The organism is Streptomyces sp. NBC_01006 (assembly GCF_045162725.1).
Lineage (GTDB): Bacteria > Actinomycetota > Actinomycetes > Streptomycetales > Streptomycetaceae > Streptomyces.
The window spans coordinates 4,500,545-4,513,676 of the sequence record NZ_CP108700.1; the positions used below are offsets into that span (position 1 = coordinate 4,500,545).

The window sequence follows — 13,132 nt, forward strand, 5'->3', positions numbered from 1 at the left end:
GGGTGACTGCCCGGGACGGGCAGCTTGGATCCGCTCTGGTGCCGCCGGTCCGGTGTCGTATGGCACCAGACCGGTTTCGTGCACGGCGCGCTGGGCGCCGTTCCCCACCGGTGCCGACCGCTTGATCAGCACCGGGCGGGAAGCCTGTTCAGCCCTTCGTGCGGCTGGGCTGTTCCGAGCGGGCGATCGGCTGGAGGAGCTGGAGGGTGTCCGGATCGGCGGTCCATTCCCGACCCGAGTGGTCCAGCGGGCGCATGTGCGCCACTTTTCTGACCGGCCTGCCGGTGAGTTTCGATGCGTAGATCAGGACGGCGCCCACGGTTCCGCGACGTCCGCTGGCGGGGTGTGCGACGTCCTGGCCGAGGAGCCGGTGCCCGGTGTCCTCTGTGACCCAGACGTTCGCCTCCCTGGTCGGACTCATTGGGCACCCCCGAGGCCGAGGAAGGCGTCGAACTGCGCGGAGCTCCAGGTGGAGGGATCGCCGTTCCGGCTACGGAACGCCTCGGCGGCCCGGGGCAGACCGCGACGCTCCGGCGGGGTGCCGGCGTCAGTCTCCACGTACGGGGCCACGACGGCCTCGTAGTGCGTGCTGGTCGCGCCAGGGGTTCGTCGGGGAAGCCGGGGGCTGCTCACGTCCACTCCCTTTCGCCGGGGTCGTCGAAGTGACGTAAGAGTCCCCCTGGTACGGGTGTCACGGCCACGACGCGGTGGGTGTCATCTGGTCCTCGCCCGGGTGACCGAGGTGTCATGGAGGTAGCTCCGCGATGTCATCTGCTCGGATTCCATTGCGCAGCAGGGGCGTTGACAGGTAGGCACGAAGTGGAGCGGGGCGCGACGTGGCCCGTCTCCTGACCTTGAGGGAGCGACCGATGGACGATCCGGCGACGCTGCTGCGCGTCTTAGTCCAGCAGCGGCATTGGCGTTACAGGGACTTCGTCACGGCGTTCGAGCGCGCGGCCTCACAGGCCGGCGTGCAGGGCCTGTCGGTGTCCGAGGCACAGTTCCGGCGGTGGACCTCGGGCCGGATCAAGACCATGCCGGGGCCGGACACGTGTCGGGTACTGGAGCGGCTCTTCGACGTGGAGGCCGCGGCACTGTTCGGGTCACCGCCCGCTCTGTCGAACTCGACATCGGTGACTTCCACTGCGTACGACCTCGAAAGTGAAATCGCGATGACCGCACGTGACGCCGCCGATGAGGCGGGGGCTGCCGCCGCGCAGTCCGTATCCGACACGACCATCGACCAGCTCCGTGACGACGCACTGTCCCTGGCCCGCTCGTACGGGGCCGTGAGCGCCTTCGACGTGTTCCGGCGGGCGAAGGTCCTGCGCTCGGAGGCGGAGCACCAACGTGGACTCACCAAGGTGCCCGTACAGCAGCAGGACCTGCTGATCGTGGCGGGCCAGGCGTGCGCGCTGCTGTCGACCGCCGCGTTCGACCTCGGCGCCCTGGACGACTCGGCACGCCTCGCCCGGTCGGCGGCCCTGTACGGGGAGATGGCCCGATTCGATCCTCTACGGGCCTACGCCACCGGCTCCTTGGCGATCTGTGCGTACTTCACGGGCCGTCCCTCGGAGGCCGTACGGCACGCGCGGACCGCGCTGGCCTACGCCGGTCTGGGCGACACTGCCAGGCGGCGGCTGCTGTCCATCGAAGCCCGCGCCCACGGACACCTCGGGGACCGTGAACGGGCCACCCGCGCGCTCGTCGCGTCCACGCGGCAGGACAGCGGCGAGCGAGACGCCCTGCACGATGACGTCGGCGGTGAGTTCGCCTTCAACGAGGAGCGACTGCTGATGTCCAACGGCACCACCGCCCTGCTTGTCGGTGACGGAGCGGGGGCGGAGGTGACGGCGCGACGGGCGCTGGACCTGGTCGCCTCCCGGCCGCCGGCCCGGCAGTCGGTACCAGTACGAGGCAAGGCCGCGGCCGACCTCGCAGCGGCGCAGCTACTCCGGGGCGACCTGGACGCTGCGGCTGCGACGCTGGAGACGGTGTGGGCGATCCCGGCGGAACAGCGTGTGGCGGGGCTGCTGGAGCGCACCGGCGGTTTGCGGCGGGCTCTGACAGCCCCCGCGTTCAGGGAGACACGGGTGGCTGTCAGCCTCGGCGAACAGATCGAGGAATTCGGGCGCCTCTCGGCGCCGAGGCAGCTGGGTACAGGCAGCGGACTCCTCGCCATCGAGCCCTGACCCTGCTCCCTGTTCCTACCGGTGGCCGAGGGCGGCGAGGATCAGGGCTTCCTTGGCCGGGTCCACTCCGTGCTCGTCCCACCGTGGGTGTTCGACCGGTCGACCGTCTGCCTGCATCCACGCCCAGGTGTCGGCAATGGTGTCGGCGAGCGGACGGCAGCGGAGCCCGGCCGCCACGGCACGGGAGGCGTCAACGGACCACACTCCGGAGTGGGTGCGCCACAGCGGGAGCTCTGTCCACTGCTTCACACCGTGCGCGGTAAGTGCCGCCGCATCGGCCCACGCCGGGCTGCCAGTGCCACCGGTGACGGCCAGGCACTCGGCGATGAAGTCGGCCCAGCTGATGCCTTCGGGGTGGGCGATGTTGAACGCCTGGCCGGGGCCATCGGTGCCAGCGGCCTGATCGACGGCGAAGGTGGCGACGTCCCGCACGTCCACGGGCTGGATCGTTTGGGCGGCCGGTGCCGGGACGACGATCGGGCCGCCGCGCTGGGCACGGGTGAGCCACCATGGGAGGCGGCCGACGTACTCGCCAGGCCCCAAGATCACTCCAGGCCGCAGGAACACGACGTCGTTCCCGAAGGCGGCGCGCACCGCAGCCTCCCCGCCTGCCTTCTGGAACCCGTACTTCGTCGGGCTGCCATCGGCGCCGGTGTACCCGAACGACTCATCGGCGTCCGGCGGGCACTCCAACAGTGAGGAGTCCTCGGTGAGCGGGTCGTGGGGCCAGCCCTGATAGACGGACACCGTGGATACGTGCACCCACCGGGCGGCGGCCGGGCGCAGGATGTCGGCGGCGAGGAGCACATCACGGGGCGGGAACTCGCTGCTGGACGTGTCGATCACGGCATCCCACGGCCCCTGTGAGGCGAGCCGCTTCAGGTCGTCGGGACTCGTCCGGTCACCCCGGACCGTGCCGACGCCCTCAACCGCACCGGAGCGGCCCCGGTTGAACGTCGTTACGTCCCACCCGCGCCGAAGTGCGTCGTCAACGATCGCGCGACCAAGGAACCAGGTGCCACCCATCACGAGAATCCGCATGGGGTCGACCCTGCCACGAAGCACCGTACGGGCACCATCCCGGCTCTCAGGGCGGCCCTTCCCGGATTGTGGCCGGATGACTGGCTAGTCGGACAGGCGCCCCAGCAGGGCGCCCTGGCCGGACTGGAGAATGTGCGCGGCCTCCAGCGGGATCCAGAAGCACTCGAAGTGAGTCGGCTCCTGCTCGCCGTCGTGGTTCTCCTGGCTCATCCACCGGTCCGGGGTCGGCTCGGTGAGCTCCAGGTGGAAGACGTGCCGGCGCTGGATCTCGAACCGGTACGGGCTGATGTCGTACTCGGTCTCGCCGAGTTTGCGGACGATCTTGAAGTCCGACAGGCCGGTCTCCTCGCGGGCCTCGCGCAGGGCGGCGGCCTCCGGGGTCTCACCGGGGCGGATGCTTCCTGCGGGGACCTGGATGCCGACTTCCTCGTAGGAGTAGTCGGTGTGGCGGAACACCAGCAGGTGCCCGTCGCGCACGACGTAGACGAGGACCTTTGCCTTCGTGACCTTCTCGGGCACGGCGAAAGCCTCCACTTGGTCTAGGAGCTGATTCTTGGGTCCGGCCCGGTACAGGGCCGAGGACTACTTATCCCTGGGCCGACCGTGCGTCGTCTGCGCGGCAGGGAAGGCTCAAGATCCCAGGCCTCCAACTTGCTGTCGAGTCGGCGTCATTCAGTCGATGAGTCGGACTCCGGCAGGTCTGGCTGCTGCAAGGCGGTGCCTTCCTGGGATTGGTTCAGCATGCAGTTGGTGGCCGCCTGGACGCGGCCCAAGTGCTTTCGGACGGCGACGAGGACGGTGTCCAGGTCTTCCGGCCGGCCAGCAGAGCCGATGGGGCGGGCGATCTGCCTAGGGGGCGTGCCTACGTGACCGGTGCGGAGTGCTGTCGGCGCAGAGGCTGCTTCTGCTCCGGCTGTGGTCCGCCTCCGGTTTCCACCTCCCGGACCAGTGCCCCCCGGCGCTGGTTCGGGCCCGCCACCCCCGGGGCGGGCTCTGGCCAAGGCACCTTCCCCAACGGGGAAGAGTGTCTTGGCCGATAACTTGCTGTGCTGGTGTCGGTGAGTGGCTACTGACCGCTGCCGTGACGGCTGCGTTCTTCGCCTTTCCGTCGTGCATGTGCTGGCCGGATGCGTGGGCTGATGGGCTCGTGCGCGGTGGTGGTCCGCATGGGCGGGGAGCCTGTGGTCCGCGGCAGGGCCGGGTCCGGACCGGGGAACACCGTCTGAGGGCGGCGCAGGGCGTGTTCCGGACAGCGGGATGCCGGCCGGTTTTCGTCGACGGACGTGCGGTCTCCGCCCTGGTCCGGGCCAGAGCAGGGCTGTGACCTGCGGAGACTTTGGGTCACTCGGGATGCGTGCGAGGACCATCGGTGGCGGCGTGGTCCGCGCGCAAGGTGGTCATGAGCTGGGTGAGGCGTAAGCCGCTGATGCCGAGGTCGGCGTCCCGGATGATCGAGCGGACCCAGTCACGGGTCGGCTTTCTGTGCGCGTCCATGGCAGGGCGGACCAGGTCCAGCAATTCGTCCAGCTCGGCCTCGGGTGGACGCCCGATCCGGGTCCGGCGCGGTTCGTCGGGCGGGGCATTCGGCTCCGCTGGTGGACCGGCTGGAGGCTGCTCCCCGGTAGCTGGATCTGGATCCGTGGCCTGGTCGGCGTCCTGTTCTGCAGGAGGCTCGACGGCGGAGTCGGGTGCGGTCCCGGATTGGCGGGTGATGAGGATGTGGAGGTGCACGGCGCCCGCGAGGGCGAGCGGGGCGAGGGTGGAGAGGATGCCGACGGTGACGTCGCCCAGGCGTAGGCCGCCGCCCGGTGGAGCGAGCTGGTTGAGTCGGATGGCGTGGAGAGCGTTGGCCCAGATGCTGGCCGCCGTGGCGGTGGCGAAGAGCGTCCATACGTACAGGCGGGCGCGGTAGGGCGCGGTGCGCAGTACGAGGAGGGCGCGGACGCCGTAGGCGATGAAGCCGTCGATCACCAGCGGGAAGAGGTAGGTCAGGAACCCGCGGACGTGGATGGCGACAGCCATCTGCTGGAGCGCGTCGTAGGAGAGGGCGCAGCCGGCGGCGCCGAGGGCGAAGATCGCGGCCCGGTCCCACGCCGTGGTGCGGGGGAGGGGCGCGTACGCGTGTGAGGTCAAGCGGGGTTTCCAGAGGGCCTCCACCGTGTGCTGGGCGCGGGCGGTGGAGGGTGGTGTGAAGGGGGGCGGAGGTGTTGGAGTCGCCGACGCGGCTCAGGAGGCGCGCGGGGCGGAGCGGCGGCGGTCGGTGCCGCTGAGGACGACCCGGCCGGTCATCTCGGCCAGGCGGGAGGCGACGCGGTCGCCGACGGCGTCGCGCAGGGCCTGGGCGGGGAGGTTGGTGGTGATGAGCGTGGGGAGCATCTCGGTGTAGCGGCGGTTGATCAGCCGGTACGTCAGCTCCTCGGTCCACTCCGACTGCTTGGCCGCGCCGAGGTCGTCCAGGATCAGCAGCGGGCACCGCCCCAGGTCCTGGATCTCCCGTTCGGGGTCGTGCCCATTGCGGGGCCGGAGCTGGGCGTGCAGGTCGGCGGAGGTCACCGCCTGCCAGCGCAGCCGGACCCCGGCCATGAGCAGGGAGCGGACGGCACCGTACGCCTGGTGGGTCTTGCCGGTACCGGTGGTGCCGGCGATCAGCAGCGAGGGCCCGTACGAGATCCCTCGGGTGCCGCCGGGGCCGACCCGGCCCAGGCGCGCCACCTCGGTGGTCCAGGTCCGTACCCCGGGGTCGGTGGCGGTGGCCTCGCGGTACCGAGCGGGGATGCGCCGGTCGGCCAGTTCCAGCGCGGTCACGGGCTCGGACGCGGGCTGCACGGGGGCGGAGTCGGGGTCGATGCCCCGGGCGGCGAGGATCGCGTTCAGGCGGGCCGCCAGGATTCCGGCACGCTGCGGTTCGCGGGTCGCGGTGGTCACAGGGCGCCTCCGTACGCGGCTTCCGCGTCGGCCGGGTTGGCGTAGGCCTGATGAGCATGGCGACCGGGAACCTGCTTCTGCGCTGGGTTCATGGCCTCGTTGACCAGGCTGGGCAGCACGCTCGGGTGCAGGGCCTTCTCCCGCAGCCGTACCAGTCCGGCGCGGATGTGGGCGGGGTCGATGCCTTCGGCGATGAGCTTGGCGACGGATCGCGCGAGCTGTCCCAGCACCGCGCTGGGCGGGCGGTTGGGGCATGCGGCGGCGTACTCGGCGACCATCTGCTGGGTCGAGACGGTCTCGGGTGCGGGGGCGCTCGCGCCCCCCAACGGAGTTGATCCTAGATCCATGATCCTAGGTCCTAGATCCGGACGGTGAGGGCTCACGGACGACTCGCGGAGATCTCCCTGCACGCTCACGGAGGGCTCAGCGAATCCGCTCTGACCTGCGGAAATCTGACTCGGTGAGGACTCGCGCCGTTCTATCGAACCCTCGCTGAGGGGTGCGTGAGCGTGCACGGAGTCCTCACGGAGCCCTCTGTGAGCCAGCGGTGAGGGCGAGGGTGTCTGGCCGCCGTCGTGGTGAGGACAGGCCGGGTGGCGGACGCCGCTGGGGCGGTTGATCTTCTGGTGCTTGGCGAAGGTGACGATGTGCAGGTACCGCTTGCCGTCCTCACCCTCGTACCGGCAGATCAGGTCGGCCATGGCGAGTTGGTTGAGGTCGTCTTCGACCCCGATCGGCCCGTGCTCGGGTCGCAGGGACCACAGCAGGCCGGCGATGACGGCCGTCTGGTCGCGGAAGCGCCCGTGGTTGTCGGCCTGGGTGAGCAGGCCGTAGAAGGTCCGCTCGGCGGCGACGCTGACGGCGGCCAACGATTCGGAACTGAAGGCTTCCGGCTTGATGGTGCGGATGCGTGCCATGTCTATCGCCCCGCCTTCGCGTCAGGCGTTGACGCGGTACGCGAGGTGGGCAGGGGGCTGTCGACGGCCGCCTGGGCCGTACTGTGGGGCATCTACGTTCCTCACCCGGCGGCGGCAGGGCCTGGCAGCCCGCCACCACCGACTCGATCGTTCAGGAGTGGGCGGTTCGGTAGGGGACTCATCGGCCCTCGGCGTTGGCGCGCCGGGGGCCGTTTCGTATTCCCTCACCGGGTCGTGGCCAACATAGCCACACCCGGCGCGCGCAAGTCCAGCGATTCCGGCTACGGAACAGCAGCAGCCGAAATCGCGGTCGCGGTCTTCGTCGACGATAGGGCCCGACCCGGGAATAGCAAAAGAGTCGGCTACGAATACCGGCGTGAAGGAGAAGGCGCCCTGAAACCCTTGACCTGAGTGCGGGCCTCGAATACGTTGCCGCCCCCGCAGGTGTGGGGCGGCTGTGACCAGCAGGTATGTGTGAGTGTTGCCCGAATGTCTGGAATCGTCGCGAGTGGCGGTTTGATTGAGAATCCATCCTGAGTTCGGCCCGTCGGTATTTCGTCGAGCGCGAAATCGGGCTGCAGGATGCCATACATCCCGATCCGGGATTTCCGAAATCTGGGATCCAGAGCTACAACAGGTAAATGCCCCGACGTCCTACGGAAATCGGCCCCGCCGGAGAACGGACCGCCACCGCCATTGAGAACCTGCGCATTGCGCGAGGATTCGCCCAGCGTGAGCTCGCCGACCGGGTGACCGCGCTCGGCCGCCCCATGACCAACACGATGTTCTCCCGTATCGAGCGCACTCGGCGCCGCTGCGACGTCGACGACCTCGTCGCCATCGCCGCCGCCCTCGGGGTCTCCCCGCTCGTCCTGCTCCAGCAGGCCTCGTAGCAGCAACCCCAGGCCGACGGCGTGCCAGCGCCTCCGCTCGGGCTCTCGTAGCGCGATCTCCTGCCCACTCCTGAACCGCCGCCACGGCGCCGGCTTGCCTGCCGCGCCAGACGAGGATCCGCCTTGCACCAATCGCCTGTGCCCCCGGCCCACCCCACCGCGCCAGCCCTTCCCCGTCTCTACCGCCCGGAGGAGGTAGCCGAAGCCCTCGGCTGCTCCGCCTGGTGGGTCAAAGACCGGGCCAGCCGCGCCCTCATCCCCTTCGCCCGGGTCGGCCGCGCCTACCGCTTCACCGCCGAGCACCTCGCCGAGATCGTCCGGCTCCACGAGACCCGGCCGCCCAGCGCCCCGAGCTTCGGCGCACGAGCCATACGGCCGGTGCCACCGCTGACGACGGCTGTCCGCCCTGCTGCCGGCCTCCGTGCCCGCGCGCCTCGCCGAACCCGCCAGGACGGTTTCGGCGCCACGGCGTAGCGGACCAGCAACCAGAGGGGAGGGAACAGTGGGCTTCGCGGAGAAGCGCGTCAACTACTGGCGTGGCCGGTACAAGACGGCGCCCGGAAAGCACAACACGGTCGTCGACTCGACCGGAGCGACCATCAAGTTCGCCACCAAGCGGGAGGCCAAGCGGGCCGCCGACGAGGCGGAGATCGGCTTCCGGCGCGGCGACGTACGTGACCCGTCACTCGGCCAGGAAACGTTCGGCGAGTACGCGAGCCGCTGGTACGAGGCCCAGGACCTGGCCGCGTCCACCATGCAGAACTACCGGCGCCACATCGAGGAGCACCTGCTCCCCGACTTCGAGGACAAGGCCCTCGCCGGTATCCTCCGCACCGACGTCGCACTGTGGGAGAAGAAGGAACGCGCCTCCTACGCCGCCTCCAGCGTCAAGACCTGGCGGGCCACGCTCCACCTCATCCTCGCCGACGCCGTGGACGAGGGACTCATCGACGCGAACCCTGCCGCCAAGCGCCGAGGGAGGGGCAAGCGGGCCGGCCGCTCCGCCGACCGCGGCCCGGAGAAGGTCGTCACGGACGCGCTCGGCGCCCTCCTGATCGCCGAGCGGGCTGCCCTGCTGTCCGGCCGGGATGACGAGTTCGTCGCGGTGATCCTCAAGGCGTACACCGGCATGCGCTGGGGTGAAATCGTCGGCCTGGAGACCGAGTTCGCCCGCCGGGGCTCGGTGCGTGTGGAGTGGCAGCTGTACGAGCTCGACTCGGGTGTGACGGTCCGCTGCCCGCCCAAGGACGACAGCTACCGCACCATCGACGCCCCCGACTGGCTCTCGGCCCTCGTGGCCGACCACGTCGCCCGTACCAAGCCCAAGTCGTGCCCGTGCCATGGCAGGACGTACGTCTTTCAAGGCCAGGGCACCGCCCGCACCGGAGGCCACCAGGGCGCGAAGCTGGTCGACGTAGCCCGCCGCGCCGGCGTCTCCACGGGCACGGTGTCCAACGTCCTGAACCACCCCGACCGCGTGCGCGAGGCAACCCGTACCCGCGTCGAACTCGCCATCACCGAACTGGGCTTCGTACGAGGCGGCGCACCCTCGGAACACGCCGCCCACTGGCGCCGCAACGGCTTCGCCACTTGGCTCTTCCACCCGGCGACGACGGGCTGGTATCCGAAGAAGGCGCCGCAGGATCCCCGTCCCGTTCCGCTCCTCGGCGACCCGTTCCCGGGCATACCGGTCCGGGGTCGCAACGCCCAGGGTCGCGCCGACGCCTGCTGGACGGCCATCGCCAGGGGCCTCACCCCGCACGGCCTACGCCACTCCCACCGCACCCACATGGAGGACCTCGGCACGGAGAAGGTCCTCATGGACGAGCGCATGGGCCACATCGACGGATCGGTCTCCGCCCGCTACGCCCACGTCACGCCCGGCATGCGGCGGCGCCTCATGGCTGGCCTCACCCAACAGTGGGAGACAGCGCTCGCCGCCCGCCGTGAGATGGGCCCGAGGTCTCCTGTCGCTGCTCTCGACCGGCTTCTGTGAGCGACGTGTAGTCGCTGACAGGTCTACCGCTGCGAACACGCAGGCCCGGCCCTCCCGAAGGAGGCCGGGTCTGCCCCATCGGCGAGAGCCTCTACAGTCGAAGCCGAATCCCGATCTACTTGCCCGTCGCCGGAGCGCGCCTGACGATGTCGGACAACTGGCCGCGGTAGGTGGTGCCGAGCTTGCTCACCACGCCTGCGGTAGGGCCCGGGCCGTCCTTCATACGGCTCACGTAGTTCTCTGGCAGCAGCACCCGATCACCGACTTCGAGCGGCTCGCTCCCACGCCAGCGGTAGCTGTACCTACCGACCTCTACGACCTGGTGGCCGTCGACCTGGTAGACGCGCCTCGTGGCGTCCAGTTGCTCCTCAAGTTCCTTGACGCGATGTTCCAGCCGTTCGATCTGGGACTTGGAGAAGCTCGTGCTGATCTCGCTGCCCGACCTGTAGCCCTCGCTCCACCCACGCCGATGTGCCTCGGCCACGGCTTTGCCCTGCTCCGTGGCGTGCGTGCCGCACGCCACGTCCGAACCCGATATCCGGATCTTGCACGGACTCCCCGAGCGGGTAGGTCGCCCGCAGGTCCGGTCCTGGTGGTCGGTCATGTGCGGTAGTCCCCTTCGGTAGAACGCTGACAACGATCTTCTCCCAGACCGCTTCCGATCGAACGGCGGAAACCGGACAGGCCCCCGATCCGGCGTTCGGCATCCGCCGCCGCCGGTGACCTGGCTCAATGGAGGAATGGAGATCGGGGAGCATTGGGCCTATCGATCAAGGCCCAAGGAACTGGGCGGTGCACTCCGCCGGGTGGAGATCGTCAGGGTGGGCGGCTCAGGCAGGTCCGGGAGCGTCCACGTGCGATTCCTGGACGGTGACGCGGCCGGCCTGCAGGAGTGGGTGAGCCCCAGCTGCCTGGTCGCCCTCTGGCCTGACGTCGAACTCTTCCGGGCGGACGACGCGGCGGAGCTGGCCCTGGCCGAGGCATCGAGGGCAGTGCGGGGGAGCGCCGAGTTCGAGGCGGCCCGGATGATCCTGGGCTTCGTCCGACCCAAGGGCCGGCTACGTCTGCGGAAGGCGGTGGCCGACGCGGGCGTCCTGGAGCTCGGCCACCTTGACGAGACCGCGCCACTCGTTGGCATGGACGCTGCCCGACTGCGTGACGACCCCATGGTCCACGAGGACCGCAAAGGCTGCTCCCTGGTGGGCTGGTCGATCACCGAGCTGGTAGCACGCCAGGTCGCCCAGCGGCTGGCTGAGGAGATCCTGCCGGAGGTCGACCGGCGGCAGCGAGCCATGGAAGAGGAGCGCGAACGATCTTCCTGGTACGGCTACCAGCGTCGGGACGACCGAAAGCTGGACGCGGAGAGGGAAGCCCTGCGCACGGTGCGGGAGTGGTGCGGACAGGAGAAGGCAGAGCGCCACGACGAACTGGTGGCCCTGAGGTCGGAGGTGCTGCGACTCGGGGAACTGGTCGAGCGGGCCGTGAAGGCGCTCCGCGACCGGGGCCACGGTGTCATCGCCTCCACCATTGAGCGCGACCTGGGCGTCCATATCTCCAGCCTTGGTCCAGACGTTCGTCGCTGAACGCCCGCGAGAGCTCCGGCTCCGGGCGCGTCTCGGGCTGGGCCGGAGCGGGCTCCGACGGCGGCTTCTCCTTCTTGGGATGGTGCGGGTGCCAGCCGTCGAGGAACGGACGAAGCTGGTCACCTGTCGGCTCCGCGTGGAAGTTCCGCCCGCGGAGACCCTTGCGGCCGAGGATGGGATCGAGCCGGGCTGCTTCTGACCGTCCCCAGGCCGACCAGTCCCGAAGGCTCTCTGCCTCGGCAGGGTCATGCGCCTGGGCAGCGGCCTCGTCCAGCGCGTCGCAGAACGCCCGGATCTCGCCGACGGCTCGCCACTGGTCCAGAGCCGTCCCGAACTGCTCGGCCCGCGCCGCGTCAACCGCCTTGATCGAAGCCACGCTGACCGCGGCCTCCCACTTCTCCTGAGTCCGCTGCCGCTTCCCCGCCTCCACCCGTTGGCGCTCGGCTTCCTGCCTCGCACGGTCCTCCTGCAGCCGATGCTGTTCCGCGTCGCGCTCTTCCCGCAGGCGGCGCTGTTCCGCCTCGTACTTCAGCCTGGCCCGCTCCTGCTCTTGCGCACGTGCCTTCAGCACCTTGAAGACCTCATCTATCTGGTCTTCCAGCGGCCTCTTGTCGGCGTCGGCCCACTCCCTTTTGATGCCCAGGCGCAACTCAAGCTCCCCGGAAGGCTCGGACCGGTGCGCCGGCGTCACCCGCTGCCAGTCGTACGTGCGCTGACCCGGCTGCTTGGGCACGTACCGGACCTGCCTCTGTCGCTCACGGAAGCTGATCTCGCACGTGATGCCATGGACGGTGAGCAGGGGCCTCGGCTGCTTGCGTTTCCTGGAGACCGTGATCTCGCCATGGAGGGCGAAGGCGCGCTCGGCGAACAGCCGGAGCAGAAACAGAACTCGGGGGAGTACCTCCTCCGAGACTTCGAAGGCACTGTGGTCCTTCTCGACCGCCGCGATCACATCGTCGACGTCGGTCAGAGTCCTGCTGCGTGCGAGCCTGATGCGGTTCCACTCGGTGTCGTCCTCGCCGTTCACCCGGAGCAGCCCGAAGCTGATGTCTCCCTTGGCCCGCCCGGTGTACTTCAGGTGGTATCCGGCCGGGGGACACTGCCTTGCCGCATCGAAGGCCCGCCGGTACCGGGCCCGCTCCGCCTCACCCGGATCCGGGATGCGCAGGAAGCGGCCGGCCTGCTGCACCTCGGTGATCAGCGCCCGTCCGATGTCGGCCGGAGAGGGCCGTGGGGTTCTGGCGATGCGCTGTGCCGGGGGCTTCTGTTCGACAGCGGCCTTCTGCTCAGGGCGGTCGGATTCCTGCTTCTTCGGTCCGGACGTGGTTGCCTCGCGAGACTTTCGTGGTGCCGCCTCGGGCCTGTCGGGGTGATGGCCGTGCTGGAGGTAGAAGCGCCCGGTCTCGGTGATCTCCGCCCGCCACGTCCCGTCCTCTTTGGGCATGGCGATGTGCCCCCGCTCCTTCAGCGCTCTGGCGGTGAGGGCGAGTTCGGGCGTGTCCGACGTGACAGGTTCGACGCCTTCACTGATCCGGGTCAGGAGGGCGAGCTGGCGATCGTTGAGGGGTGACCAACGGTGCATGGT

Annotated in this window: 14 protein-coding genes; 5 read left to right on the top strand and 9 right to left on the bottom strand. The window is 69.8% G+C overall.

Annotation, left to right across the window (positions count from 1 at the left end; genetic code table 11):
- Positions 1-148: 148 nt before the first annotated feature.
- Both OG509_RS20580 and OG509_RS20585 read right to left on the bottom strand, forming a co-directional pair.
- Positions 149-421, bottom strand: a complete 273-nt coding sequence (locus OG509_RS20580) for a hypothetical protein (RefSeq protein WP_406183907.1) — start codon at positions 419-421, stop codon at positions 149-151.
- Positions 418-633 (bottom strand): hypothetical protein, encoded by a 216-nt coding sequence (locus OG509_RS20585; protein WP_406183909.1) that lies wholly within the window; start codon positions 631-633, stop codon positions 418-420. Before OG509_RS20585 ends, OG509_RS20580 begins: the two co-directional genes overlap by 4 nt.
- A 236-nt stretch (positions 634-869) precedes the next feature.
- Here OG509_RS20585 and OG509_RS20590 point away from each other — a divergent pair, with 236 nt between their 5' ends.
- Complete coding sequence (locus OG509_RS20590; RefSeq protein ID WP_406183910.1) at positions 870-2,192, top strand: DNA-binding protein; 1,323 nt, start codon at positions 870-872, stop codon at positions 2,190-2,192.
- A gap of 15 nt (positions 2,193-2,207) precedes the next feature.
- Here the strand turns inward: OG509_RS20590 and OG509_RS20595 are convergent, their stop codons facing one another.
- The 5 genes from OG509_RS20595 to OG509_RS20615 form a co-directional block, all read right to left on the bottom strand.
- The gene (locus tag OG509_RS20595) at positions 2,208-3,218 is read right to left on the bottom strand and encodes an NAD-dependent epimerase/dehydratase family protein (RefSeq protein ID WP_406187637.1); all 1,011 of its coding nucleotides are present in this window, start codon (positions 3,216-3,218) and stop codon (positions 2,208-2,210) included.
- Positions 3,219-3,317: 99 nt separating this feature from the next.
- Positions 3,318-3,752 (bottom strand): NUDIX domain-containing protein, encoded by a 435-nt coding sequence (locus OG509_RS20600; protein WP_406183911.1) that lies wholly within the window; start codon positions 3,750-3,752, stop codon positions 3,318-3,320.
- Between the two features lie 822 nt (positions 3,753-4,574).
- Positions 4,575-5,366 (bottom strand): DUF2637 domain-containing protein, encoded by a 792-nt coding sequence (locus OG509_RS20605; RefSeq protein ID WP_406183912.1) that lies wholly within the window; start codon positions 5,364-5,366, stop codon positions 4,575-4,577.
- Between the two features lie 93 nt (positions 5,367-5,459).
- The gene (locus OG509_RS20610) at positions 5,460-6,158 is read right to left on the bottom strand and encodes an ATP-binding protein (protein ID WP_406183913.1); all 699 of its coding nucleotides are present in this window, start codon (positions 6,156-6,158) and stop codon (positions 5,460-5,462) included.
- On the bottom strand, positions 6,155-7,075 hold the full coding sequence (locus tag OG509_RS20615) for a hypothetical protein (RefSeq protein ID WP_406183914.1): 921 nt from the start codon (positions 7,073-7,075) through the stop codon (positions 6,155-6,157). Before OG509_RS20615 ends, OG509_RS20610 begins: the two co-directional genes overlap by 4 nt.
- A 641-nt stretch (positions 7,076-7,716) precedes the next feature.
- Between OG509_RS20615 and OG509_RS20620 the strand changes: the two genes are divergently transcribed.
- The 3 genes from OG509_RS20620 (at position 7,717) to OG509_RS20630 (ending at position 9,964) form a co-directional block, all read left to right on the top strand.
- Positions 7,717-7,968, top strand: a complete 252-nt coding sequence (locus tag OG509_RS20620; RefSeq protein ID WP_406183915.1) for a helix-turn-helix domain-containing protein — start codon at positions 7,717-7,719, stop codon at positions 7,966-7,968.
- Between the two features lie 123 nt (positions 7,969-8,091).
- The gene (locus tag OG509_RS20625; RefSeq protein WP_406183916.1) at positions 8,092-8,442 is read left to right on the top strand and encodes a helix-turn-helix domain-containing protein; all 351 of its coding nucleotides are present in this window, start codon (positions 8,092-8,094) and stop codon (positions 8,440-8,442) included.
- Between the two features lie 28 nt (positions 8,443-8,470).
- Entirely contained in the window at positions 8,471-9,964 is a 1,494-nt protein-coding gene (locus OG509_RS20630) for a LacI family DNA-binding transcriptional regulator (protein ID WP_406183917.1), read from the top strand.
- A gap of 115 nt (positions 9,965-10,079) precedes the next feature.
- On the opposite strand, the gene OG509_RS20635 is transcribed toward OG509_RS20630, so the two are convergent.
- A complete protein-coding gene (locus OG509_RS20635) occupies positions 10,080-10,568 on the bottom strand; it encodes a hypothetical protein (protein WP_406183918.1) in 489 nt (162 codons plus the stop codon).
- Between the two features lie 136 nt (positions 10,569-10,704).
- Here OG509_RS20635 and OG509_RS20640 point away from each other — a divergent pair, with 136 nt between their 5' ends.
- Positions 10,705-11,547: a PE-PGRS family protein gene (locus OG509_RS20640; protein ID WP_406183920.1), complete on the top strand. Its 843-nt coding sequence runs from the start codon at positions 10,705-10,707 to the stop codon at positions 11,545-11,547.
- On the opposite strand, the gene OG509_RS20645 is transcribed toward OG509_RS20640, so the two are convergent.
- Positions 11,477-13,129, bottom strand: coding sequence for a PE-PGRS family protein (locus tag OG509_RS20645; protein ID WP_406183921.1), 1,653 nt, complete (start codon positions 13,127-13,129; stop codon positions 11,477-11,479). The genes OG509_RS20640 and OG509_RS20645 overlap by 71 nt on opposite strands.
- Between the last annotated feature and the right edge of the window lie 3 nt (positions 13,130-13,132).